The organism is Marinobacter sp. W-8, assembly GCF_044342215.1.
In the GTDB taxonomy this organism is placed as follows: Bacteria; Pseudomonadota; Gammaproteobacteria; order Pseudomonadales; family Oleiphilaceae; genus Marinobacter; species Marinobacter nauticus.
On record NZ_CP172297.1, the window covers coordinates 1802694 to 1827742 of the forward strand.

A 25049-nucleotide genomic window follows, 5' to 3' on the forward strand; every position below is an offset into this window, starting at 1 on the left:
TCAGGAATCCTGTTGATGCTGGCAGCAACGTGGTCTGGCCTGTCCCAGGCTGAGAGCGTACAGGCATCCCGGGGCGCGGCTGAGCAGTTGACCTCGATTCTGAAAGGTTACGAGACCTATCAGGCGGATTTTATACAGATTGTCGTCAACGAGAACGGTAATCAGGTTCAGGAAACCCGTGGATCGCTCAAAGCCAAACGGCCTGGTTTGTTTTACTGGGAGACCGGTGCACCCTTGTCCCAGTTTATTGTCAGCGATGGTGACAAAGTCGAAGTCTACGATCCGGACCTGGAGCAGGTAACCGTTCATTCCCTTGATGAGCGGGTGCAGACCACGCCGGCACTGCTGTTGAGCGGGGAAGTGGAGAACCTGGATGAGAGTTACGAAGTGAGCGTTCGGGATCTTGGCGAAAGCACCCGTGAGTTCACTCTGGTACCCCGTAGCCAGGATTCTTTGTTTACCTCTCTGCGACTCAGCTTCTATGACGGAGAGCTGCAGGAAATGCGCATGCGGGATTCACTGTCCCAGATGAGCATTCTCAGCTTCGACCATATTGAACTGAATCAGGCACTCGATTCCAGTGTCTTCCGCCTCGATTATCCGGAGGGGGTTGACGTGATTCGGGATGGTGCCTGATGCAGGACAGCCTGTTTCAGACTGAGACCGGCTTTCAGCCCCTGGCCGCTCGTATGCGGCCGACCTCTCTTGAAGGCTATGTCGGCCAGGCTCACCTGGTCGGCCCTGGAAAACCCCTGCGCCGGGCTGTGGAGCAGGGGCAGCTGCATTCCATGATTCTCTGGGGGCCGCCCGGAGTCGGAAAAACCACCTTTGCTCGCCTGCTGGCCAATGTCGGCGACCTGTCCTTCGAAACCATCTCTGCAGTCCTCAGTGGCGTTAAGGAAATTCGCGAGGTGGTGGAGCGCGCTCGCAACCGCAAACAGTCCCAGGGCAGGGATACGCTTTTGTTCGTGGATGAAGTGCATCGCTTCAACAAAAGCCAGCAGGATGCATTCCTTCCCCACATCGAAGATGGCACCTTCATTTTCGTGGGCGCAACCACCGAAAACCCATCCTTTGAACTGAACAGCGCCTTGCTGTCCCGTACCCGTGTTTATGTCCTGAAAAACCTGGAAGCGGCGGATATACGACGGCTGCTGGACAGTGCCCTTGAGAGCGAGCAGGGCTTTGCCGGCCAGTTGCGGGTAGATGAGGCGGTGCTGGCGACTATGGCGGAAGCGTCAGGTGGCGATGCCCGGCGAGCGCTGAACATTCTGGAGGTGGCCGCCGACCTGGCAGAGCCGGATGATGACGGTGTTAACCGGGTTACCGCTCAAACTCTCGAACAGGTACTGCAGACCAGTCTCCGCCGTTTCGATAAAGGTGGGGATGTCTTCTACGACCAGATTTCGGCGCTGCACAAATCGGTGCGGGGCTCCAACCCGGACGGTTCACTTTACTGGTTGTGCCGGATGCTCGACGGAGGTTGCGACCCGCTGTATGTCGCCCGGCGCCTGGTTCGTATTGCCAGTGAAGACATCGGTAATGCCGACCCGAGGGCGCTCCAGATTACGCTGCAGGCCTGGGATGCTCAGGAACGCCTGGGCTCCCCGGAAGGTGAGCTGGCGCTGGCGCAGGCCGTCATCTACCTGGCCCTTGCCCCCAAAAGTAATGCCGTTTACAAAGCTTACAATCAATGCATCGCGGATATCCGCAGCGATCCGGACTATGAAGTTCCGGTGCATCTGCGCAATGCGCCCACCAAATTGCTGAAAAGCATGGGGCACGGAGAAGAGTACCGATACGCCCACGATGAGCCGGATGCCTATGCGGCAGGAGAAGCCTACCTGCCGGAGGCGATCCACCAGCGCCGCTATTACCAACCGGTCCAGCGGGGGCTGGAAATCAAGCTGGCTGAGAAGCGCGAACGACTGGACTCGCTGGATGCCAACAGCCCGAAAAAGCGGTACTAAGCCCCATCCCTTGCCAATTTTTCTGCCTGTGCCCGGCCGGTGGTGGTCAGCGCATTCACGGCAGGTATAATGCCCGCATAACCATTCATTCGTTAACCGGAAATCAGGAACAACATGCTCGATCCGAAACGTGTCCGTACACAGACTGAAGAGATCGCCCGTCGGCTGGCTATCAAGAATTTCGAGTTTGATATTGCCACCTTCGAGCAGCTTGAGGAACGCCGCCGGGCCATTCAGGTTCGTACGGAAAACTTGCAGAGCGAGCAGAACAAACGGTCGAAATCCATCGGCAAAGCCAAGGCAGCCGGTGAGGATATCAAACCGTTGCTGGAAGAAGTCGAAAGCCTGAAGCAGCAGCGTGGTGACGCCGAGGACGAACTGCGTTCCGTGCAGGAATCCCTGAATGCCTTCTTTGCCGGTATTCCCAACCTCCCCGACGACGACGTGCCACCGGGCGCCAGTGAAGATGACAACGTCGAGACGCGTGTCTGGGGTACGCCCCGTGAATTCGATTTTGAGCCTAAGGATCACGTGGCTCTGGGTGAGCAGCTGAAAGGCCTGGACTTTGAGAAGGCCACTCAACTGGCCCATTCCCGTTTTGCTGTTATGCGCGGACAGCTGGCCCGCCTGCACCGTGCACTGGCCCAGTTCATGCTCGATCAGCATACTCTGCAGCATGGTTACACCGAGGCCTATGTTCCTTACCTGGTGAATGCCAACACTCTGTTCGGTACGGGCCAGCTGCCGAAATTTGAAGAAGATCTTTTCCGCACAGCCGGCGACAATCCTCTGTACCTGATTCCGACCGCGGAAGTGCCGGCCACCAACTTGGTTGCGGATACCATACTGGATGATGCTGAACTGCCGTTGCGCCTGGTTTGCCATACGCCGTGTTTCCGGAGTGAGGCAGGGTCTTATGGCCGGGATGTGCGGGGCATGATTCGTCAGCATCAGTTCGACAAAGTGGAGCTGGTGCACATCGTTCGTCCGGATGAATCCACGCAGGCGCTGGAGGAGTTGACAGGACACGCCGAGAAGATCCTGCAACTGCTCGAACTGCCTTACCGTGTCGTCACCCTCTGTGGCGGAGACATGGGCTTTTCCGCCGCGAAAACCTACGACCTGGAAGTCTGGCTGCCAGGGCAGGGCAAATACCGCGAAATTTCTTCCTGTTCCAACACCCGTGATTTTCAGGCACGGCGTATGCAAGCCCGCTGGCGTAATCCGGACACCGGAAAGCCCGAACCGGTCCATACCCTCAATGGTTCCGGTCTGGCCGTAGGTCGCGCCATGATTGCGGTAATGGAGAACTACCAGCAGGCGGACGGCAGTATTCTGGTGCCCGATGTACTCAAACCCTATATGGGAGGCGTCGAGCGTATTCAATGAATGATCAATCCAGGGATGCACCAGTAAAGGGCGTACCCGTCGGCTCTGCACCGGCGCGGTACAGGAAAAATCCGGTTACGGATAACCCCAACAACTCGGCTGGGGAAGTGGCGCTGGTCGGTGCCGGCCCCGGCGATCCGGAGTTACTCACCCTGAAAGCCTGGCGCCTGATCCAGTCGGCGGAGGTGGTGTTGTACGACCGCTTGGTTTCTCCGGAAATCATGGCTCTTATTCCTGAAGGCGCCCAGAAGATCCACGTTGGCAAACAGCGTTCGAACCACACGCTGCCACAGGATCAGATCAATCAACAGTTGGTGGATCTGGCCCGGGAAGGCTATCGGGTGGTACGTCTTAAAGGCGGCGATCCGTTCATCTTTGGCCGTGGCGGCGAGGAGATTGAAACCCTGGCCTCGGCCGGCGTCCGTTTCCAGGTTGTACCGGGTATCACTGCCGCCTCAGGTTGTGCTGCTTATGCCGGTATTCCGCTGACCCATCGGGATCACGCCCAGTCAGTGCGGTTTATTACCGGGCACCTGAAGAATGACACCTGTGATCTGCCGTGGAAGGATTTTGTTCAGAATAACCAGACGCTGGTGTTTTACATGGGCCTGGTCGGTTTACCGATCATCAGTCGGGAGCTGATGGCACACGGCATGCCGGCGGATATGCCTGTGGCACTGGTATCCCGCGGCACCACGCCGGAACAGGAAGTGATTACCGGCACTCTGGAAACAATTGTGGATCGGGTTCAGGAGAAGGGGGCTCAGGCGCCGACGTTGGTGATTATCGGCAATGTGGTTTCTCTTCGAAACCGTCTGGACTGGCTGGGAGCAGAAGCCGGGCGCTGAGGCCCGGCTTCAGACTTCAGGCAGAGGCGGTCCGCTTGGGCAGAACGTCTTTAAGCTTCTCACGCATGTCGCGAATGGCTTTTTCGGTGGTTTCCCAGTCGATACAGGCGTCGGTAATGGATACGCCGTATTTCAGGTCAGCCAGGTTTTCCGGAATAGACTGACTACCCCAGTTAATGTGGCTTTCCACCATCAGGCTCTGGATAGACTGATTGCCTTCCAGAATCTGGTGAGTCACATCCTGCATTACCAAAGGCTGAATAGCCGGATCCTTGCTGGAGTTGGCGTGGCTGCAATCCACCATGATGGATTTGCGCAGCTTGGCCTTATCCAGTGCCTGTTCGCACAGGGCTACGCTGACGGAGTCGTAGTTTGGCTTGCCGCCACCACCACGAAGCACGACGTGGCCGTAGTTGTTGCCCTTGGTGCGAATAATGGCAACTTTGCCCTGCTGGTCGATGCCCAGGAAGCTGTGGGGATGAGAGACTGACTTCATGGCGTTTACCGCAACGTCGAGGCTGCCATCGGTGCCGTTCTTGAAGCCGATGGCCATGGACAGGCCGCTGCTCATTTCCCGGTGGGTCTGGGACTCGGTGGTACGGGCACCGATAGCAGACCAGGCTATGGTGTCCTGAAGGTATTGGGGAGATATGGGGTCCAGGGCTTCAGTGGCGGCCGGAAGGCCCATCTCATTGATGTCCAGCAGCAGGCGGCGACCAATGTGCAGTCCCTGCTCGATATCAAAGGTATCATTCAGGTGCGGATCGTTGATCAGGCCTTTCCAGCCTACGGTGGTGCGTGGCTTCTCGAAGTACACGCGCATGACGATCAACAGTGTATCGCTGACTTCATCGGCGAGCTTTTTCAGTCGGGCGGCATAATCGCGGGCAGCTTCTACATCGTGAATCGAGCAGGGGCCTACGACAATGAACAAACGATGATCTTTGCCATCCATAATGTCGTAGATGGCTTGCCGACCATTGGCAACGGTTTCGGCTGCCTTGTCTGACAGTGGCATCTCTTGCTTCAGTGCTTCAGGAGTGATCAGTGTTTCCTGGCTGGCCACGTTCAGGTTTTCCAGTTTCTTACCCGACATCTTGTTGTGCTTCCCCGAATCTTGTCGTTACCTCACCCGGTATGTTCATTCTTTTGTCCGGATGATTGAATAATAAGTGCGAGTGGGATACTAGGTTGCAGTAAACCCCGGCGAGTTGGTTATACTGCGTTATTTGCAGGCCCTTTTCAACGCTTCTCAACGCTTCAGGACAACAGGTAACGGATGTCGCCCTCATCAACGAAACCACAGGCTGTCGCTCCCTCCCGAAAGGTGGTTTCAGAAAGGATTACCCAGGTTCTGTCCGGGATCCGGGTGCCCGATCTGCCATACCCCGCCAGTAAGTCTTCCCCAGAGCAGGAACCGGACTGGCGTCCCTTATTGATGTCCTGCTGGACGGAACAGCGGGATGAGCGGGTAACCAAAGTGCTGCGTTCGGTTCAGATTGAGTGGACCGTCCGACAGGTGAATGCGGCCTACCTCTCCGACCGGATCATGGATGTCTTCCTGAAAACCTCAGGCCTGCATGCCGCCCTGGTGGGGCGCATAGCGCGCTTGCGGTTCTGGCTGGCATGGCAACTGGATCTGTGTGGTGCGGAGGTGTTCAGCGGGGTGCTTCTGGACTGGCTTGATAACCTTCAGGAATGGCGTGGCTGGAGTGATACCGGTGGTCGATCATCCCGCGTATTGCTGGATCAGCTCGATAGCCTGGTTATTACTGTATCCGGCAGCTTTGAGGCCGGCAGCCGCGATCCGCTGGAGCACTACTGTAGCCAATGGCTTGCCGATACCCGAAAGCGGGATGATCAGGTGGCGCGGCTACGGGAACGTTTGTTGGAAACCGAGCAGGGGGCTTCACGCCAGCGTTTGTCAGATCAGGTGGCCAGGGCTCTGATCGGCCGCGCCTTGACGGGCCGTCAGCTACCGCCGGCCATTACCCGCTTTATCCTGACCGACTGGCACAAGGTGTTGAAACAGAGTGTCTGGGCCGAAGGCGCGGACAGTGAAGTGCATCGGCACGCCAACAAATTACTGGAGTGGCTGGTCTGGGTGGGCGACCCCCAGCTTTCTGATCGGGATCGTAACCGGTTGTATCACGTCGGGGAACAACTCGGCGACCGTGTCCGCGAAGTCTGGACTCGCGCCCTGGGTGAGGATGCTCCTGAACAGGCATTACACGAGATCCAGGCGGTAATTGTGGCTCGAATTCGAGGAGAGACACCAGAACTGGAGCCCGCGCTCGCCACCGGTTCAGATTTTACCTGGGACAGCACCTGGCTGGCAAATGAGCCGGTCTCGGCCGACCACGCCAAACCTCTGGTCGGTCAGTGGTTTGTAGAGGGTGAAGGGGCAAGGGAACAGCGACGTTTTTTCTTTGCTTTGTTGTCTGATAGCGGGGAAGTGCTCTGGACCAATGGTGCCGGCGTTAAACTCGGACTGCAGCCGTGGGCCGAGTTCCAGGCCGAGCTTGGCCGCGGTGCGCTCAGGCCGCTTCCAGAACCAACGGCCTTCGGTCAGGTACTTGTAGAAACCCTCGAAGTGCTATCGAAAGTCTGCGCCAGGCAGCTGGAACAACGGGAAAAGGCGGCCAAGGAAGCCCGTGCCCGGGCCGAAGCGCTTCGGAAGGAACGGGAAGCGGCCGAGCAACGCCGTCGGGAAGATGAGCTTGCACGCCAGCAGGCACTCGAACGGGAACGTGAAGAGGCCGAGCGCCAAAGGGTGGCAGATGAGAAGGCGGAGCAGGAGCGTTTGCGAAAAGAGGCAGAGCTGGTGGCCACCAAACAGGTCGAAGGTATCGCGCTCGGCGGCTGGATTGTGCTCACTCAGGAAACCCGGGATGACGACCCCGTTCGGCTCAAGCTCGCCGTCAAGATTTCTGCTTCGCGGAAATATGTGTTTGTGGATCGTCTGGGGCTCAATCGCCGGGAGTTTCTCCAGGACGAACTGGTTAACGGAATCGTGGAAGGTCGAATTCGCGTGCTTGGTAGTTCGGCCGAGTTTGATGACACCCTGAGCCGCGTTGTCGGGCGTATCCGTGTTGGTCGGAACTGAGGTGAACGATGATCGATGATGATTATGGGTTCGGAATAGAGGACGAGTTGCCGTCAGGGAAAGACCTTCGTGAGGACTACCGTCTAACGGCCCGGGCGCGTGCCTGGATACTCCCGGAATCGCCCGAACCGGAGTCGGAGCCGTCGACACTGGATGGTGTACCCGGCAGGCTGGAATGTCAGGTACGTGACATATCGGCCCGTGGAATCAGTCTGTTGTGCGAGGCATCGCTTAGTATCGGGTCGATTTTGGTTGCGGAAGTAAGTCTTGGGGAACACTCAGAGCACTTCCGGCTGAGTGTTGAGGTCATGTGGTGCCGCGAGGCTGAGTGGGGCTACCTGATTGGTGTCCGGGTACTTGAGTCCGATGAAACCGACTACCTGGACTGGATCGAGGCGGTTGCCAGGGCGCTATCGGAAAGCTGAACGAAAAGAGCCGGCATCGCGCCGGCTCTTTTGCTATGGCTGACGTAAGGAACCTATCAGGCGTCCATCTCCGCCATGCCGGTGATGTTGAAACCACCGTCCACATACAGGATTTCACCGGTGATACCAGAGGCCAGGTCGGACGACATGAAGGCGGCGGCGTTGCCGACTTCTTCTGTGGTCACGTTACGACGCAAGGGGGCCTGCTTGGCGTTCTCGGCCAGCATGCGGCGGAAGCTCTTGATGCCTGAAGCGGCCAGGGTCTTGATCGGGCCCGCTGAGATACCGTTCACCCGGATGCCTTCCTTGCCCAGGCTGGCGGCCATATAGCGTACGTTGGCTTCGAGAGACGCCTTGGCCAGACCCATCACGTTGTAGTTCTGCAGCACCCGCTCGGCGCCCAGGTAGCTCAGGGTCAGCAGACTGCTGCCTTCGTGCATCATCTCGCGCGCGCCCTTGGCGAGGGCCACGAAACTGTATGAGCTGATATCGTGGGCAATCCGGAATCCGTCACGGGTGGTGACGTCCACGTAGTTTCCATCCAGCTCATGGGCCGGCGCATAACCAACCGCATGGATGATGATGTCGATATTGTCCCAGTGTTTGCCCAGTTGCTCGAATACCTGGTCAATCTGCTCGTCGCTGGCGACGTCACAGGGGAAAGTCAGTTTGCTGCCCCACTGTTCCGCAAACTTCTCAACGCGGGACTGCAGTTTCTCGTTCTGATAGGTGAAGGCCATTTCGGCGCCTTCACGAGCGAAGGCCTCGGCAATGCCGTAGGCAATGGAATGTTTGCTGGCGACGCCAACAATCAGTGCTTTTTTGCCACTGAGGATTCCCATGGGTTTCTGCTCCCTGTGTTCCGTGGTTTCGGCGCATTATCCCCGACCTGCCAGGGCCGGGTAACGCTCAATTGGTCGTAGACTGATAGAAAAAAGCGGCATTCAGCAGTTCCCGGGTATACGGCTGTTGCGGTTCCCGGAAAATGGTCTCTGCATCGCCGTATTCCACAATCCGGCCTTGCCTGAGTACCAGCAGTTTGTGGCTGAGTGCGCGAACAACGGCCAAATCATGACTGATAAAGATGTAGCTTAGCCTATATCGGGCCTGAATTTCCCGTAAAAGCTCGATCACCTGCTTCTGTACCGTTCTGTCCAGGGCGGAGGTGGGTTCATCCAGAATCATCAGGTCTGGCTGGAGAACCAGCGCGCGTGCTATGGCAATACGCTGGCGCTGGCCGCCGGAGAATTCGTGTGGATAGCGATGCCGTGCGTCCGGATCCAGCCCCACATCCTGAAGGGCCTGGATAACTCTGGCTTCGTGCTGCCCGGAACTCCCGGGCTCGTGGATTTCCAGTCCTTCACGGATGATTTCTTCAACGGACATCCGCGGGCTGAGGCTGCCAAAGGGATCCTGGAAGACAATCTGAACGCGCCGGCGCCATGGCCGGAAAGCCTTCTGGGAAAGGGCGGACAGCTCGGTTCCGCAGAGGCTGAACTTGCCTGTGCTCGGAGTGAGTTTCAACAAGGCGTGGCCCAGTGTGGTTTTGCCACTGCCACTTTCGCCGACAATACCGAGGGTTTCACCGGCACGCAGCTCGAAGCTGGCATCCTGTACCGCGTGGAAGCTTTCTTTTACCTTGCCCAGCATGGTCTTGCGAATGGGGAAATGCACATTCACGTTGTCTACGGTCATCAGGGTTTCGGTGCCGTTGGCGGCAGGCAGAGGGTGCTCCGGTGGTTCAGCGTCAATGAGTTTACGGGTGTAGGTATGAGCGGGCGACCTGAACAGCGCTTCTGTCGCGCCTTGTTCGACCATTTTTCCCCGTTCCATCACCACCACGTAATCGGCATACCGGCGGACGATGCTCAGATCGTGGGTAATTAATAGCACTGCCATGCCCAGCTTCTGCTGCAATGATTTCAGCAACTCCAGCACCTGTTTCTGAACCGTCACATCCAGTGCCGTGGTGGGCTCATCCGCAATCAGCAGATCAGGTTCATTGGCCAGAGCCATGGCAATCATTACCCGCTGTTTTTGCCCACCCGATAATTGGTGTGGGTAGCTCGTCAGGCGGGTCTCCGGGGCCGGAATCCCGACCAGTTCCAGTAATTCCAGGCAGCGTTTCCGGGCCTGGGGGCCGCGCATGCCTTTGTGTAATTCCAGGGTCTCGCAAATCTGCTTTTCAACGGTATGCAACGGATTGAGCGAGGTCATCGGCTCCTGGAAGATCATGCTGATGTGCCGGCCACGAATCTGGCGCAGGCGCTTTTCCTTCGCCTGCAGCAAGTCTTCGCCCTTGTAGAGGATCTGTCCGGCGGGATAAGCCGCATGACGTTCATCCAGCAGCCGAAGTATCGACAGGGCAGATACTGACTTGCCGGAGCCGCTTTCGCCAACCAGCGCAAGAGTCTGGCCTTTGTCGATGCTGAATGACAGCCCGTCAACCACCCGTGGGCCGTTATCGAAGGTGATGGACAGGTCCGAGATGGAAAGCAGGTCACTCATATCAGTTCTTTCTCGGGTCAAAGGCATCGCGCACCGCTTCTCCCACAAACACCAGCAGCGTAAGCATGACGGCCAGTGACACGAATGCGGAAATACCCAGCCAGGGGGCATGAAGGTTGGCTTTACCCTGGGCAATCAGTTCACCCAGTGATGGCGATCCCGAGGGCAGGCCGAACCCCAGGAAATCCAGAGACGTGAGCCCGGTTATGGCGCCGGTGAGAATAAACGGCATGAACGTGAGGGTTGCCACCATGGCATTGGGCAGAATGTGCCGGAACATGATTCTGCGATTGTCCAGGCCGAGTGCTCTGGCGGCTTTCACATACTCGAAGTTTCGGGCGCGGAGAAACTCAGCCCGCACGACATCCACCAGCCCCATCCAGCTGAACAGCAGCATGATGCCCAGCAACCACCAGAAATTGGGCTGAACAATCGAAGACAGAATGATGAGCAGGTACAACATGGGCAAACCAGACCAGATCTCGATAAAGCGCTGGCCAAACAGATCGATCTTGCCACCGTAGTAGCCCTGCAGTGCGCCAACGGCAACGCCAACGATGGAACTGGCGATGGTGAGCGTCAGGCCGAACAACACCGAAATGCGAAAACCATAGATCACCCGGGCGGCCACATCCCGACCCTGATCGTCGGTTCCCAGCCAGTTCTCGGCACTGGGCGGCGCAGGTGAGGGAACAGTCAGATCGTAGTTGATAGTGTTATAGCTGAAGCGAATGGGAGGCCAGAGCATCCAGCCATTGCTTTCGATTTCGCCCGCTATGAAGTCATCGCGATAATCAGCTTCCGTGGGCAGAAACCCACCAAAAGTTTCTTCGGGCACCTGCTGAATGACGGGAAAGTACCAGTCTCCGTTGTAGGAAACGACCAGGGGTTTATCGTTGGCGATCAGTTCCGCACACAGCGAGAGGCCAAACAGCACCAGAAAAATCCAGAGGCTCCAGAAGCCGCGCCGGTTGGCGGTAAAGTTATTGAGTCGTCTGCGCTGAATCGGCGAGAGGGTTGCCACGATTACGCACCCTCCCGGCTTTCGAAATCGATGCGCGGATCAACCGCGACATAAGTGAGGTCGCTGATCAGCTTCATCACCAGTCCCATCAGCGTCAGGATGTAGAGGGTGCCGAAAATCACCGGGTAATCCCGGTTGAGTGCAGCTTCAAAGCCGAGCAGGCCGAGGCCGTCCAGCGAGAAGATCACCTCAATCAACAGAGAGCCGGTAAAGAACAGCGCCACCAGAACGCCGGGCATACTGGCAATGACAATCAACATGGCATTGCGGAACACATGGCCGTAAAGCACCTGCTTTTCTTCCAGGCCCTTGGCCCTGGCGGTGACCACATACTGCTTGCTGATTTCGTCCAGAAACGAGTTCTTTGTCAGAAGCGTGAGGGTAGCGAAGCCGCCGATCACGTTCGCGGTAACGGGCAGGGCGAGATGCCAGAAATAGTCAGCAACCTTCTGGTACCAGGTCATCTGGTCAAAATCCGGAGACGTCAGGCCCCGGAGCGGGAAGAGGTCGAAATAACTGCCACCGGCAAACAATACGATGAGCAGAATGGCAAACAGGAATCCGGGAATGGCGTAGCCGACCACGATCGCAGAACTGGTCCAGACATCGAACCTGGAGCCGTCCGTTACCGCCTTACGGACACCCAGTGGAATGGAGACGAGGTAGATAATCAGCGTGGACCAGAGGCCGAGGGAAATGGAGACCGGCATCTTGTCCAGAATCAGTTCGACGACGCTTCTGTCCCGGAAGAAGGAATCGCCGAAGTCGAAGGTGGCGTAATCGCCCAGCATTTTGAAGAAACGTTCGTGGGCAGGTTTGTCGAAGCCGTACATGGCCTCAAGTTCTTCCAGAAGTTCGGGCGGCAGGCCTCGGGATGCGCGGCTGTCTCCGGAACTGCTGGCCACTTCACCGCCAACATCTCCACCACCGGCGCGCGCCAGAGCGCTGCTGCCGTGGCCTTCCATCTCCGCGAGAATCTGTTCAATGGGGCCACCGGGCGCGGCCTGAACAATGACAAAATTCAACAGCATGATCCCCACCAGGGTGGGGATGATCAGGGCGAGGCGGCGGAGTATGTAAATGCCCATTCAGGGAGCAGTCCTTACTACAGCGTCGTGATAGCGAACGGTATCAGCGTTCAGTCCACCAGTTGTTAAGGTCGATGCCGTTCTTGGGCGTGTTGGCCGGGCGTTTCAGGTGGTTCCAGTAGGCCACCCGATCCTTGCGCAAATGCCAGTGCGGGATCACGTAATGGCCATTCAGCAGTACACGGTCCAGCGCGTGCACCCGGTGTACAAGCTCTTCGCGGTCCGGCGCCTGAATGACCATGTTGACCAGTTCATCGACGACCGGGTCGTTAACGCCCATGAAATTGCGTGAACCGGTTACATCGGCGTTGCTGGAGTGCCAGTAGTCCCGTTGCTCGTTACCCGGAGAATCGGATTGCGGCAGCACCTGGGTGATCATGTCGAAATCAAAACTCCGAACGCGCTGAATGTACTGGTTGCTGTCGACCAGACGCACCGCCACATCGATACCCAGCTTTTCGAGATTCTGTTTGAAAGGCAGAACCACCCGCTCAAAACTCTTCTGGAACAGAAGGATCTCGAAAGCCAGCGGCTTGCCGGTCTCCTGGTGGATCATCTTGCCATTCTTGATCTGATATCCGGCCTCTGTCAGAAGCTTCAGAGCCGTCCGAAGATTGTCGCGGAGGCTGACGCCGTTACCGGTATCCGGTGGGAAATAGGCCTCCGTGAAAACGTCGGGGCTTAGTTGATCCCGATACGCTTCAAGAATTTCAAGCTCCCGCCCTTCGGGCAAGCCAGACGAGGCCAGATCGCTGTTCTCGAAATAGCTGCTGGTGCGAGTGTACTGCCCAAAGAACAGGTTCTGGTTGGCCCACTGGAAATCAAAACCGTAGGCCAGCGCCTCCCGAACCAGGGGATCCTGAAACACCGGCTTGCGGGTATTGAAGATAAAGCCCTGCATGCCGGTGGGGCGGTGGTGTTCGATGGCTTCTTTTTCAATATCGTCGCTCTCGAACTGACGACCGGTATAGGCAGTGGCCCAGTTCTTGGCGGAGGTTTCCTGGCGGAAATGGAAATTACCGGCTTTGAAAGCCTCCAGGGCGACGGTGTCGTCGTTGTAGTACTCGTAGGAAATGGTGTCGAAGTTGAAACGGCCCTTGCGTACACCGAGATCTTTGGCCCAGTAGTCGTCGACCCTCTGATAGGTAATGGAGCGGCCGGCGTCAAAAGAGGTAATCCGGTAGGGGCCACTGCCCACCGGGGTGGTCAGGCCGCTGCTTTCAAACTCTCGATCCTCCCAGAAATGTTCTGGCAGGACGGGCATCTGGCCAAGAATCAGGGGCAGTTCCCGATTGTTGGTTTGCGCAAAGTCAAAGCGGATCCGGTGACTGTTTTCAATGGTGACCTTGTCTACATCCGCGTAGTAGTTGCGGTAAAACGGGTGACCTTCGGTGGTCAGAATCCGGTAGGAAAATTTCACGTCTTCAGCGGTGATTGGTTCGCCGTCCTGAAAGCGGGCATCTTTATTGAGGTTAAAGATGACGAAGCTGCGGTCTTCCGGCACTTCAACGGATTCGGCAATCAGCCCGTACTCGGAAAACGGCTCGTCGGCAGAGGACTCCAGAAGGGTATCGTACACGTAGGCGTTAATACCCGCCGCAGAGATACCGCGGATGACAAAGGGGTTAAAGCTGTCGAAGCCGTTGGCAACCACGGATAACTTCAGTGCGCCGCCTTTCGGGGCTTCCGGGTTGACGTAGTCGAAGTGCCTGAAATCCGCCGAGTATTTCAGTTCTCCGTGCATGGCGATGCCATGCACAGGACTAAGGTTTTCGGTGACGCCTTCATCGGCTGTGGCGAAACAGGCAGACGCTGCCAGAGCCAGCGTCGCGGTAATTCTGGTCAGCAAGGGTGCTTCCGGTTTTTTTGTCATGGTTCTCGCACGTTACGGACTGTTTCTTATGTCCACGTAGAGTACCAGACTTTGGCCGGGTTGGAGATAACGGTCCGTATTAAGATCGTTCCATGATGCGATGTCTCGCACATTCACTGAAAACCGGCTGGCGATGGCAGACAGGGAGTCGCCGCTGCGAACCCGGTATCCCACCTTCCGCACCATCGCCTTGCCGCGGGTATTCGAGGCCACCATGGTCGGCTTTGAGGTTTTCGACCAGATCACCAGTTCCTTGCCCGGAATCAGGGGGTCTCCCGGCGCCATGCCATTCCAGGCAGCCACTTCCCGAACAGACACCCGGTGCTCCCTGGCAATATCCCAGAAGGTATCGCCCCGGCGCACGGTGTAACGTACCTTGTTGCCGCTGCGCTTACGTTCCTGCGTTCGCTCCAGTCGCTGGGCCTGGCTGAGCGCATAGGCATCTGAACCCTTGGTGGCGGAAGGAATGAGCAGTTGCTGGCCTATTCGTATCAGATCGCTGTTGAGCTTGTTGACCTGTTGAATCACCGACGGCGTAGTGGAGAACTTGCGTGCAATGGTGTTCAGGCTGTCACCCTTGCGGACTTTATAGTTCTGCCAGGAAACACGCTGTTCCCTTGGGAACTCTGCCAGTGCGGTGCGGAAAGCCTCCGCCTGTTGCTTGGGGACCAGCAAGCGATGGGGGCCATCCGGATTGGTTGCCCAGCGATTGTAGGACGGGTTCAGCAGATAGATTTCATCAATATCCACGCCGGCTAATTCTGCGGCCTGGGCCAGATCCAGCTGGGAGCCGGTATCCACCACTTCGAAATACGGTTCGTCTTTTAATGGTGGCAGGTCGATACCGTAGGCTTTCGGATCGTCGAAAATTTTTGCCAGGGCAATCAGTTTGGGCACATAGTGGCGGGTCTCCGTCGGTAATGTCAGAGACCAGTAATCTGTGGATTTACCGGCGTTACGGTTACGACGCATGGCGCTGGATACGGTCCCGCCCCCGGAATTATAAGCGGCCAGGGCCAGGGTGTAATCGCCATCGAACCGGTTGGCCAGGCGCTCTAGGTAAGTCAGGGCAGCATCGGTAGCCGCAATCACGTCCCGTCGGTCATCATGCCACCAGCTTTGGGTCAGCCCGAAGTATTTGCCGGTAGACGGGATGAACTGCCAAAGCCCGGCAGCGCGACCGTGGGAGTAGGCAAAAGGATCAAAGGCGCTTTCTACCACTGGCAACAGAGCCAGTTCGCTGGGCAGGCCGCGTTTTTCGGTTTCATTGATAATGTAATGCAGGTACCGGGAGCCTCTTTCCACCACGCGATCGATGTAACGGGGGTGGCGCACGTACCAGTCTAATTGAGCCTGTACCCTGGCATTGTCGACGGAGTGGTCCATGGTGAAACCGTCGCGAAGTCGTGACCACAGATCGTCTGTTCTGGTGGATGCGTCAGATTGCCGGGCGGGATTGTCCAGTTTTTCCCGAGCTTGCTGGGCCTTGGCCTGAAGCTCCGGGGAGATGGCGTCATCTAATGGTGCCCCGCTGGCACTGTCCTCTCCATTGCCGGCAGCGACGTCAGCCTTGAGGTCCTCATCGCCCTTGGCAACAACCACTTGCTGTGAGTCCAGGGGGTCTTTTTGCTGATTCTCTTCCTCGGTCCCGAACCAGGCCGAAGGTGTATGCCAGTTCTCGGCGATCTGACTGGTACTGCAGCCGCTGAAAAGGGTTGACGCGAGAAGGATGAAGGGCAGTCGTTTTACCGGCATAAACACAGGGTTCCGGGTGGAGCCGGCGGGTATCTGTAAAAATAGCCGGCATATTTAACAGGTTACGTTCGATAATTGCTCGAAATTCTATGGGAGCGTTTTCCGGGCGGTCAAGCTGAGCCATGTTACGGCTGTGAGATAAATTGTTAAGCAGTGACCGCCCGCACGCTCAGAAGTTGTCTTTGCCGTGCCGCACGGCTGCAAAAACCGCACAATCCGAGCCGGTGGCAAGGCGGTGTGTGGTGCTGTAGTTCTCGGCGGCCTCTATGACCTTGGCATCATCCCACCGAAGGAATGGATTCAGCTGTTTCTCCTGGCCAATCGTGGTCGGCACGGTGGGCTTACCCCGTTCCCGAAGGTCTTTGCAGGCGTTCTCAAACTCGGCCAACGCCTTATCTTCGGGTAGCCAGTGACGGGCGAAGCGAAGGTTTGCCAGGGTGTATTCATGAGCACAGTATACTGCAGTGTCATCCGGAAGGTCCCGCAGGGTCTGGAGCGAGGTGTGCATCTGCTCCGGTGTGCCTTCGAACAGTCGTCCGCAGCCGCAGACAAACAGTGTGTCGCCGCAGAACAGGACGGGTTTGTCATTTACCTGGGTGTCGCTGTAATAGGCAATATGATCCAGTGTATGGCCGGGAACTGCCAGGACATTGAACGTGATGCCTTCCCAGACGACTTCATCGCCGGCATGGACCGTGTTTGTGGCACCCTTGAAGGGCGAATCAGTCGGGCCAACAATACGGATGTCCGGATACTGTTGCTGAAGCTCTTTCACACCGCCGGTGTGATCCGGGTGGTGATGGGTGATCAGGATAGTGTCTGCTGAGAAACCGCTGTCACTGAGATAATCCAGCACCGGCTTTGCCTGGCCGGGATCGACTATCAGGGTCTTGCCGGACTCAAGGTTGGTAAGGCACCAGATATAGTTGTCTGAGAATGCCGGAACCGGATGAATGCGCAAGGTGGCCACCCCATGTGTTCAATGAATGTGCCTGTTATGATAATGCAACAACGAGTACAGCCCAAGGAGCGGCAGGTTGCGCGAGCAATCAAACCTTTAGTGGATCGGGTAGGGGAGCCAGCGTGAAAGCCAGCGGCGTGATTGACTATTCAGCACGACATGAGAGTTTTGAACGTTGGGTGCAGACCCCCCTTGGCCGCTCCCTGCTGGCCAGCCAGAGAGCAGTACTTGATAAGGAACTGCAAGGCCTTACCGGGGCAAGACAACTTCAGGTTGGCCTGAGTCACCGATTGCCTTTGGCGAGTGGTACCGATTTTGCCCAGAAGATTATTACCTGCCCGGCCTGGCATGCCCATATGCCGGAGGGCGTGGCGGTTTGTGACGCCGACGAGTTGCCGTTTCCCGGTGATTCCATGGATCTTGTGATCCTTCATCATACGGCCGACTTTTCCCCGGATCCGCACCAGGTGCTTCGCGAGTCCGCCCGCGTATTGCGAGGTGAGGGGCGCATCGCTCTGGTTGGGTTCAACCCGCTCAGTCTCTGGGGCGCACGCAGACTGGTTTCCCGCCATCGGTTTGGCCCCTGGGGTGGTCGGTTCCTGATGCGATCACGAATGGAGGACTGGCTCAGATTGCTGGGGTTCGAGCTGGAAAACAGTGGCACCTATTTCTGTACGCTTCCGTTGCAGCGAAAACACGGGGCATCCGGAAGACGGCAGCGTTTGGCCGCCAGTAGCCGCCCTCATTTACTGCCCACTGGCGCCTATTACTGTATCCTTGCCCGCAAACGCGAATACGCCCGGATCCGGACCAGAGCATCCTGGCGCAAGAGCAAGGTAATTGCTTTGCCCGGAACCGTGGGGGTATCCAGTGGCTGTGCCAGCCATAGCTCAGGCAGGGTGGACAGGCGGAGAACAGAACAGGAGCAGTAATGGCTGGTAAGGTAGTGATGTATACCGACGGAGCCTGTAAAGGTAACCCTGGGCCCGGGGGGTGGGGTGTCGTATTGCGCTATGGCGATGCGTGCAAGACCATGCACGGTGGCGAGTTGCAGACCACGAATAACCGGATGGAACTGATGGCGGCCATTCGAGGCTTAAGGGAGCTCAAGCGCGCTTGCCAGGTGGAGTTGTATACGGACTCACAATACGTACGCAAGGGCATTACCGAATGGATGAGCGGCTGGAAGCGCAATGGCTGGAAAACCTCGGCAAAGAAACCGGTCAAGAATGCGGATCTGTGGCAGGAGCTCGATGCTGAAACTGCCAGGCACACCGTTAACTGGCATTGGGTGAAGGGTCATTCAGGGCATCCTGATAACGAGTTGGCGGATGAGTTGGCCAACCGCGGAGTCCGCGAACTGAACGGGGCCTGAACCCTGGCCCCTGGAAAACCGATTAATGGGCAGTGAGTGAGAGCGCAGTTGCATGAGACAGATCGTACTGGATACCGAAACCACGGGTATTGATCCGAACGAAGGTCACCGCATTATCGAAATTGGTTGCGTGGAAGTGATCGAGCGCGAGCTGACCGGTCGCAACTATCACGTATACATTAACCCTGAGCGCGAGGTAGAAGCGGAGGCTATCACCGTTCACGGTATCACCAACGAATTTCTGGCCGACAAGCCAAAGTTTGCGGAGGTTGCCGACGAGTTCTTTGAGTTCATCAAGGGCGCAGAGCTGGTCATCCATAACGCCGCGTTCGACGTGGGCTTCATGGACTCCGAATTCGCCCGCCTGAAACCGGTTCGGAAAACAGCAGACCACTGCGGCATTGTCGATTCACTGGCCATTGCCAGGAAAAAGCACCCGGGCCAGAAAAACAATCTCGACGCCCTGTGCAAGCGCTATGGAGTGGATAACTCCAACCGTGACCTTCACGGGGCATTGCTGGACGCCGAGATCCTGGCAGACGTCTATCTGCTGATGACCGGCGGCCAGACCGCGCTGTCCCTGGATGCCGGCTCCGGCGATGAAGGTGGCGATGGCGGTATTCGCCGGATCTCCGGTGAGCGCGCGCCGTTGGCGGTGGTTCGGGCCACGAGTGATGAAGCCTCTGCCCATGATGAGTTCATGGCGATGATGGAGAAGCAGGCCGGCGAAACGGTGTGGTCCCGGTTGCAGGCAACAGAATGAGAACCACGTTCAGCTGTACCATTTGTTACATTCCGGCTTTCTTGAGCTACTTGAGTTTTGTGTTATAAGTAATGATAAGTTCGCCAGTTTTTTGCGAACCGTTCAGGTATGGGCAAGGGCTGCCTCGCTGAACAGGAAGGACCTGCCCGTATGCAGGCTGCAGTTCATGAACAGGATGCGGTAGTCTCCGCAAATTAACAGGAAGCGTTTATGGTTCAATCGTCTCTGGCGACGAAATCGCAGTCGTTTGATCTGGTCAAAAGTGAAATCGAACAGACCATCAAGCAGGCAGAATCCAGCCTTGAGCGCTTTCAGGAAAACCGCGAGAGCGGGGAAGATCTGCAGAACTGTGTTGATTACCTGAACCAGCTTCGGGGAATCTTCATTCTGGTGGAGCTCCGGGGCGGAACCCTGCTTTGCCAGGAAGCGGTTAATCTCGCCAATGATGTGCCAGTTGGTGCCAACGACGACAAGAATATACTGCTGACAGCACTTAACAGCGCGCTGTTCATTCTCCGCCGTTACGTCGAGTACTACCATCAGCAACGTGAAGATCATCCCGAGCTGCTGCTGCCCGTGATCAATGATCTGCGTGAAGCCCGTCGTGAGAAACCTTATCCCGAATCCTGCTTCTTTGATATCGACATCAAGGAGCGCCCGGACTTTTGCAGCGATCTGGGACTCAGGCCCATGGATGATGCAGAGTCTGAATATGAAATCCTGGCCCGTCGCATGCGCCTGACCTTCCAGGTGGCACTGCTCGGCATTCTCCGCGAGCGCAACGAAGCGGTTAGCAAGAAGCTCATTGCCAGGGCTGCCCGTGGTCTCGCACGGCTGTGTCAGGGAGCGCCTATGGGGCAGATGTGGTGCCTGCTGGCGTTGGTATCCGATACCATGCTGGATCGTGCCATGGGCTTTAGCAAGGCCCGCAAGCGTCTGCTGATGCGAATCGAGAAATACGCGCGGGAAGTGGTATATGTCGGCAAGGTAGCTACCGCCAAGGACGCCCCCGAATCGCTGATCAAAGATCTGGTCTATCTGCTTTACCGCAGTGGCTCAGCCAACCCTGAGGTGACGCGGGTACTCTCTGCTTATCAGCTCGGTCCTGCCGAATTCCCGGACGCACTTCTTGAGGCTCATTCCCGGCGCCTCTATGGCCCTGGCACGGATGTGCTCAAATCCCTGTCTGAAGCCTTGCAGGAAGAGCTTAATCAGCTGAAGGACAAGCTGGACATCATCGAGCGCGGAATAGAACCGGATCTGGCCGAACTTGCCTCGATTGCCGATACTCTGGAGCGCCTGGCCAATACGCTGGTGATGCTCGATCTGAACCGCCTGGCCAGTATTTCCCGTGAAGAAGCGGCCAAACTGCGTAAATGGGAAGAGGAAAACCGCCTGCCGGCGGAGGAGGAGCTCTATCGTCTGGCGGATTCCGTACTGGGGGTAGAGGATGCCGTCATGCAGATTGTGACCCGTGGCATTACCTCAGAGACCGATGCCCTTGCTGGTGCAGACCGGAGCCGGGACGAATCCGTGTACCTGCAGGAAGCCATCTGGGTGGTGGCGGACGAGGCGCGCAGTGCGTTGACCCTGGCCAAACGGGCGATCACAGCGTTTATCGAATCCGATTACGACAAACTCCATCTGGCCAATCTCCCGGGTACGCTGCGCAGTATCTGGGGTGGTCTGCAAATGGTGGACGACCCCATGGCCGCCGAGGTGATTGCCAGGGTGGCGACGTCCATTCAGGAGCGCCTGCTGGATGCGCGCGAAGCCCCTGCGTCTCAGGTTCTGGAAGCGCTGGCGGATGCGCTCACCTCGCTCGAGTACTACATTGAAGGCGTCGGTCGGCGGGAAGACAGGAATGTAGACCTGCTCAAGCTGGCTCAGAGTTCGCTGGATGACGTCGGTCTGTAGACGCCAGGGTGGCCCGAATTTCTGAATGGCATAAAAAAAACCTGCGGTTTGCGCAGGTTTTTTTATAGCTGGTGTTTAACCGGGCTCAGCCCATGTTGAACAGTTCACCCAGCTTGGTTGCCAGCATCATGTCGCCTTCGGCGCGTAGCTGACCAGCCATGAACGCCTGCATGCCGTCGGTCTCGCCAGAGACGATACCCTGCAGGGTTTCAGAGTTCATGATCAGGGTAACAGAAGGATCGTCGTGTGCGCCGTCGTGCAGCTTGCAGGTGCCGTCATTGATCACGAGGTGGTAAGTCTTGTCGTCTTCGATGTCGAACTGGAATACCAGGTCCAGGCCCTGTGCTGCGTCTGCGTTGAAGTTCTGTTCGAGTTTTTCAAATACCTGAGCTACAGACATTGTTTTACCCTTTTTGATGGTTGTCTTGTCATGGTGGTGACGACTAGTGATCCCTGGCAGAGGCAGCCTGTACAGCAGCCGGGGTAGCGCCAACCTCGCAATCCGACTTTATGGTTAGAGCCGGTTCGTGTCAAGCTTGATCGAACGCTTGTTTTAATTTTATCGCGGGCTTATCAGGCCTGTGCCGAGGCGGTACACTTCGGGGTTTGCAAATACGTGTGGAGACTGCATTTTGGAATTTCTGACCGAATACGGCCTGTTTCTCGCCAAGGTGGCGACTTTCGTGGTGGCGGCGATTGTGCTCGTGTCCATCATTGTCTCGGCAACCCAGAAAGACCGGGACGATCACGAAGGTGAGGGTGAGCTGAAAATACGCAAGCTGAACGATCAGTATCGCCGGCTCAGAGAGTCAATCCAGGCCAGGTTGATGACAGACCAGGAACGAAAGGCTTGGCAGAAGAAAAAGAAAAAAGAGGACAAGGCTGAAAAGAAAGCCGCGAAGAAGCAGCCAGAACCTGACGCTACCGAAGAGAAAACGGCGCGGGTTTACGTGCTCGATTTCGACGGTGACATTAAAGCCAGCGATACCGATACCCTGCGGCGTTCAGTGTCGGCGGTTCTGAGTGTTGCCAATCCGGAAACGGACGAAGTGGTTATCCGCCTGGAGAGCGGCGGTGGTCTGGTTCATGCCTATGGGTTGGCGGCAGCCCAGCTGGATCGTGTTCGCAGCAAAGGTATCAAGTTGACCGCCTGCGTCGACAAGGTTGCGGCCAGCGGCGGCTATATGATGGCCTGCGTGGCTGATCGCATTATTGCTTCGCCGTTTGCCGTGCTCGGTTCCATCGGGGTGGTGGCGCAACTCCCGAACTTCCACCGATTCCTGAAAAAGAACGACGTTGACTTCGAGGTGCACACCGCGGGTGAACACAAGCGAACGCTGACAATCTTTGGTGAGAATACCGACAAGGGACGCCAGAAATTCCTCGAGGACCTGGAGGATACCCATGTCCTGTTCAAGGAGTATGTGAGTGAGCGGCGTCCGGATCTGGATATTCAGGCGGTTGCCAATGGAGATATCTGGTTCGGCAAGCGTGCCCTGGACGTGAAGCTGATCGATGAGATCAAAACGTCTGACGAATACCTGATTGAGGCTTGTGAGCGGGGAGACGTGATCTCAGTGTCTTTCCAGCGCAAACGTACACTGCCGGAAAAGCTCGGTTTGGCTACCAGCGCGGCGCTCGAACATACCGTCTGGAAAGTGTTGAGTGCGTTTCGGAATCAAAAAATGCAGTAAACCAGAACTGAACGCCAGCGCATGACGACTCATGCGCTGGTGATTGGTCTCAGGAGGCCCGGCGGCGGAACAGGGGCTGGTCCGTGTCGGTCGCAGCCTGGTAGGTCTGGGTGAAGAAGCTCAGGCACTTCGGTGCCTTTGCAATGTCCTTGTCAGCGCGCAGTACGTAGCTGTCAAAGCCACAGCGCTTCATGAACTGAAGCTGGTCAAGCAGAACATCGCCAATGGCTCGCAGCTCGCCGCGGTACCCGAACCGTTCACGTAGCAAACGGCCAATGCTGTAACCACGGCCATCGACAAAGCGCGGGAAATTCACCGCGATCAGTGGCAATTCATTCACTTTCTCGCCAAGCAATTCCGGCTCATCGTGGCTGTCAAACCAGACACCCACTGAGGGCTTTGCGGCAAAGTGCTCATGGCCGGCCAGCCACAGATCTGCCGGAATCAAGACCGGCTTATCTTCAGGAATATCCATGGACTCACCCGCCGCAGGGCGGGGCACCACAACCCAGTCGTCATTACGAATCGTGCCGTCAGCGGCAATTACATCAGGCATATACCCGCTCCTTGAAAGGATCCAGACCGACCCGGCGATAGGTGTCCAGGAAGGTTTCCTCTTCCGTCCGGTTTTCTACGTAAACATTGATCAGCTTGGCGATGACCTCTGGCATTTCCTCACGAGCGAAGGACGGCCCCAGAATCTTGCCGATGGTGGCGTCGTGGTGTGACGATCCACCCAGGCTGATCTGATAGAACTCTTCGCCTTTCTTGTCGACGCCCAGAACACCAATATTGCCCACGTGGTGGTGGCCACAGGCGTTCATGCAGCCTGAAATGTTCAGGTCGATGGGGCCGAGGTCGTACAGGAAGTCCAGGTCATCAAAACGACGCTGGATTGCTTCAGCCACAGGAATCGACTTGGCGTTGGCCAGGGCGCAGAAATCGCCGCCGGGGCAGCAGATAACGTCGTTCAGTGTGTTCAGGTTCGCCGTTGCGAAGCCCAAAGGCACAAGCTTTTGCCAGAGCTCAAACAGTCGATCCTGGCGGACGTCTGCCAGCACCACATTCTGTTCGTGGGTGGCCCGGGCTTCACCGTAGCTGTACTCATCCGCAAGATCGGCAATCTGCTCCAACTGGAAGTCGGTGACATCCCCCGGGGGCGTGCCGGTCTTCTTGAGTGTCAGGGTTACAATAGCGTAGCCCGGCTTTTTGTGACTGTTGACGTTGTGGGTCAACCACTTGTCAAATTCACGGTTCTCGAAGCGCTGCGTCGCCAGCAGATCGGTAGCATTGTCCACTGCATCATACGCCGGCTCGGTAAAGTAGCCCTGGAATTTGCTCACCGCCTCCGGCGTCAGCCGGGAAGGTGAGTCTTTGATGTGGGCCCACTCTGCTTCAACTTTTTCGGCAAAGCCCTCGGGGCTCAGCGCCTTGACCAGAATCTTGATGCGCGCCTTGAACTTGTTGTCCCGGCGGCCGTAACGGTTGTAAACCCGGACAATGGCTTCCAGGTAAGTCAGCAGATCCAGTTCCGGCAGGAAATCGCGGATGACCGGGCCAACCATGGGGGTACGACCAAGTCCGCCACCAACGTGAACCCGGAAGCCAAGTTCGCCCTGGTCATTGCGCACCAGCTGCAAGCCAATGTCATGCACCCGGATAGCTGCGCGATCCGTGTGTTCGGAGGCATTCACGGCAATTTTGAATTTACGTGGTAAAAACGCAAATTCCGGGTGGAACGTCGACCACTGGCGAATAATCTCGCAATAGGGGCGTGGATCAGCGATTTCTTCCACCTGGACACCGGAGAACGGGTCCGTGGTGGTGTTCCGGATGCAGTTACCGCTGGTCTGATTTGCGTGCATTTCCACTTCCGCCAGCTCAGCCAGAATATCGGGCACGTCTTCCAGGTTCGGCCAGTTCAGCTGGATGTTGGTGCGGGTGGTGAAATGGGCGTAGCCTTTATCATAGTCCCGGGTTACGCGTGCCAAGCGGCGAAGCTGCTCGGAGCGAAGCATGCCGTAAGGGATACAGATACGGAGCATGGGTGCGAGACGCTGAACATAAAGCCCGTTCTGCAGTCGAAGTGGAAGGAATTCCTCTTCAGACAGCTCACCAGCAAGGGCGCGCTCGGTCTGGTCACGGAATTGGGCAACACGCTCTGCGGCTATCTGCCGGTCGTGCTCATCATAAACGTACATAGTGGAACGTCCTGCCTGCTACATCAGAAGAGCTAAAATTTACGGCCGGGTTTCATGGACCGGGCCTTATTCCTGCGAGGCAGGATACCATCGTGTTTTTATTCTCAAAATGATTATTTCAACATAACATTATCGATTCAGGTGATAAGTGA

The 25049-nt window shown here is 56.9% G+C and carries 21 protein-coding genes and 1 pseudogene; 11 read left to right on the forward strand and 11 right to left on the reverse strand.

Annotation, left to right across the window (positions count from 1 at the left end):
* Positions 1–15: 15 nt before the first annotated feature.
* The 4 genes and pseudogenes from lolA to cobA form a co-directional block, all read left to right on the forward strand.
* Positions 16–636 (forward strand): outer membrane lipoprotein chaperone LolA, encoded by a 621-nt coding sequence (gene lolA, locus ACF8YQ_RS08355; protein WP_273030000.1) that lies wholly within the window; start codon positions 16–18, stop codon positions 634–636.
* Positions 636–1970: a replication-associated recombination protein A gene (locus tag ACF8YQ_RS08360; protein WP_396623167.1), complete on the forward strand. Its 1335-nt coding sequence runs from the start codon at positions 636–638 to the stop codon at positions 1968–1970. Before lolA ends, ACF8YQ_RS08360 begins: the two co-directional genes overlap by 1 nt.
* Before the next feature lie 114 nt (positions 1971–2084).
* Positions 2085–3359, forward strand: a complete 1275-nt coding sequence (serS, locus tag ACF8YQ_RS08365; protein WP_396623168.1) for a serine--tRNA ligase — start codon at positions 2085–2087, stop codon at positions 3357–3359.
* A gap of 41 nt (positions 3360–3400) precedes the next feature.
* Positions 3401–4207: pseudogene (gene cobA / locus ACF8YQ_RS08370) on the forward strand (uroporphyrinogen-III C-methyltransferase); the annotation flags it as partial.
* Positions 4208–4223: 16 nt separating this feature from the next.
* Here the strand turns inward: cobA and ACF8YQ_RS08375 are convergent.
* A complete protein-coding gene (locus ACF8YQ_RS08375; protein WP_011785031.1) occupies positions 4224–5303 on the reverse strand; it encodes a 3-deoxy-7-phosphoheptulonate synthase in 1080 nt (359 codons plus the stop codon).
* 183 nt (positions 5304–5486) lie between these two features.
* Here ACF8YQ_RS08375 and ACF8YQ_RS08380 point away from each other — a divergent pair, with 183 nt between their 5' ends.
* Together ACF8YQ_RS08380 and ACF8YQ_RS08385 are read left to right on the forward strand one after the other, a co-directional pair.
* The gene (locus tag ACF8YQ_RS08380; protein WP_396623169.1) at positions 5487–7313 is read left to right on the forward strand and encodes a DUF1631 family protein; all 1827 of its coding nucleotides are present in this window, start codon (positions 5487–5489) and stop codon (positions 7311–7313) included.
* Between the two features lie 8 nt (positions 7314–7321).
* On the forward strand, positions 7322–7738 hold the full coding sequence (locus tag ACF8YQ_RS08385) for a PilZ domain-containing protein (protein WP_396623170.1): 417 nt from the start codon (positions 7322–7324) through the stop codon (positions 7736–7738).
* A gap of 56 nt (positions 7739–7794) precedes the next feature.
* Here ACF8YQ_RS08385 and ACF8YQ_RS08390 read toward each other — a convergent pair whose 3' ends face one another.
* From ACF8YQ_RS08390 to gloB, 7 genes are all read right to left on the reverse strand, one after another.
* Entirely contained in the window at positions 7795–8580 is a 786-nt protein-coding gene (locus ACF8YQ_RS08390; RefSeq protein WP_011785028.1) for an enoyl-ACP reductase, read from the reverse strand.
* A 67-nt stretch (positions 8581–8647) separates the two neighbouring features.
* Positions 8648–10246: an ABC transporter ATP-binding protein gene (locus tag ACF8YQ_RS08395; RefSeq protein ID WP_396623171.1), complete on the reverse strand. Its 1599-nt coding sequence runs from the start codon at positions 10244–10246 to the stop codon at positions 8648–8650.
* Position 10247: 1 nt separating this feature from the next.
* Entirely contained in the window at positions 10248–11270 is a 1023-nt protein-coding gene (locus tag ACF8YQ_RS08400) for an ABC transporter permease (protein ID WP_396623172.1), read from the reverse strand.
* Positions 11271–11272: 2 nt separating this feature from the next.
* Positions 11273–12358 (reverse strand): microcin C ABC transporter permease YejB, encoded by a 1086-nt coding sequence (locus ACF8YQ_RS08405; RefSeq protein WP_396623173.1) that lies wholly within the window; start codon positions 12356–12358, stop codon positions 11273–11275.
* A gap of 43 nt (positions 12359–12401) precedes the next feature.
* Positions 12402–14231, reverse strand: a complete 1830-nt coding sequence (locus ACF8YQ_RS08410; protein ID WP_396623174.1) for an extracellular solute-binding protein — start codon at positions 14229–14231, stop codon at positions 12402–12404.
* A gap of 12 nt (positions 14232–14243) precedes the next feature.
* Positions 14244–15986 (reverse strand): LysM peptidoglycan-binding domain-containing protein, encoded by a 1743-nt coding sequence (locus ACF8YQ_RS08415; protein WP_396623175.1) that lies wholly within the window; start codon positions 15984–15986, stop codon positions 14244–14246.
* 169 nt (positions 15987–16155) lie between these two features.
* Positions 16156–16947, reverse strand: a complete 792-nt coding sequence (gloB, locus tag ACF8YQ_RS08420; protein WP_396623176.1) for a hydroxyacylglutathione hydrolase — start codon at positions 16945–16947, stop codon at positions 16156–16158.
* Positions 16948–17069: 122 nt separating this feature from the next.
* Between gloB and ACF8YQ_RS08425 the strand changes: the two genes are divergently transcribed.
* From ACF8YQ_RS08425 to ACF8YQ_RS08440, 4 genes are all read left to right on the forward strand, one after another.
* A complete protein-coding gene (locus ACF8YQ_RS08425; protein WP_396623177.1) occupies positions 17070–17879 on the forward strand; it encodes a class I SAM-dependent methyltransferase in 810 nt (269 codons plus the stop codon).
* Entirely contained in the window at positions 17879–18322 is a 444-nt protein-coding gene (gene rnhA / locus ACF8YQ_RS08430; protein ID WP_011785020.1) for a ribonuclease HI, read from the forward strand. The genes ACF8YQ_RS08425 and rnhA overlap by 1 nt, the downstream gene beginning before the upstream one ends.
* 52 nt (positions 18323–18374) lie before the next feature.
* A complete protein-coding gene (gene dnaQ / locus ACF8YQ_RS08435; protein WP_011785019.1) occupies positions 18375–19085 on the forward strand; it encodes a DNA polymerase III subunit epsilon in 711 nt (236 codons plus the stop codon).
* Between the two features lie 210 nt (positions 19086–19295).
* On the forward strand, positions 19296–21002 hold the full coding sequence (locus ACF8YQ_RS08440; protein ID WP_396623178.1) for a chemotaxis protein: 1707 nt from the start codon (positions 19296–19298) through the stop codon (positions 21000–21002).
* A gap of 85 nt (positions 21003–21087) precedes the next feature.
* Here ACF8YQ_RS08440 and ACF8YQ_RS08445 read toward each other — a convergent pair whose 3' ends face one another.
* Entirely contained in the window at positions 21088–21402 is a 315-nt protein-coding gene (locus tag ACF8YQ_RS08445) for an SCP2 sterol-binding domain-containing protein (RefSeq protein WP_396623179.1), read from the reverse strand.
* 232 nt (positions 21403–21634) lie between these two features.
* On the opposite strand from ACF8YQ_RS08445, the gene sohB reads away from it, so the two are divergent.
* The gene (sohB, locus tag ACF8YQ_RS08450; RefSeq protein ID WP_396623180.1) at positions 21635–22696 is read left to right on the forward strand and encodes a protease SohB; all 1062 of its coding nucleotides are present in this window, start codon (positions 21635–21637) and stop codon (positions 22694–22696) included.
* Positions 22697–22745: 49 nt separating this feature from the next.
* Here sohB and ACF8YQ_RS08455 read toward each other — a convergent pair whose 3' ends face one another.
* Both ACF8YQ_RS08455 and ACF8YQ_RS08460 read right to left on the reverse strand, forming a co-directional pair.
* The gene (locus tag ACF8YQ_RS08455; protein ID WP_022991198.1) at positions 22746–23252 is read right to left on the reverse strand and encodes a DUF934 domain-containing protein; all 507 of its coding nucleotides are present in this window, start codon (positions 23250–23252) and stop codon (positions 22746–22748) included.
* A complete protein-coding gene (locus ACF8YQ_RS08460; RefSeq protein ID WP_396623181.1) occupies positions 23245–24897 on the reverse strand; it encodes a nitrite/sulfite reductase in 1653 nt (550 codons plus the stop codon). The genes ACF8YQ_RS08455 and ACF8YQ_RS08460 overlap by 8 nt, the downstream gene beginning before the upstream one ends.
* Positions 24898–25049 lie beyond the last annotated feature (152 nt).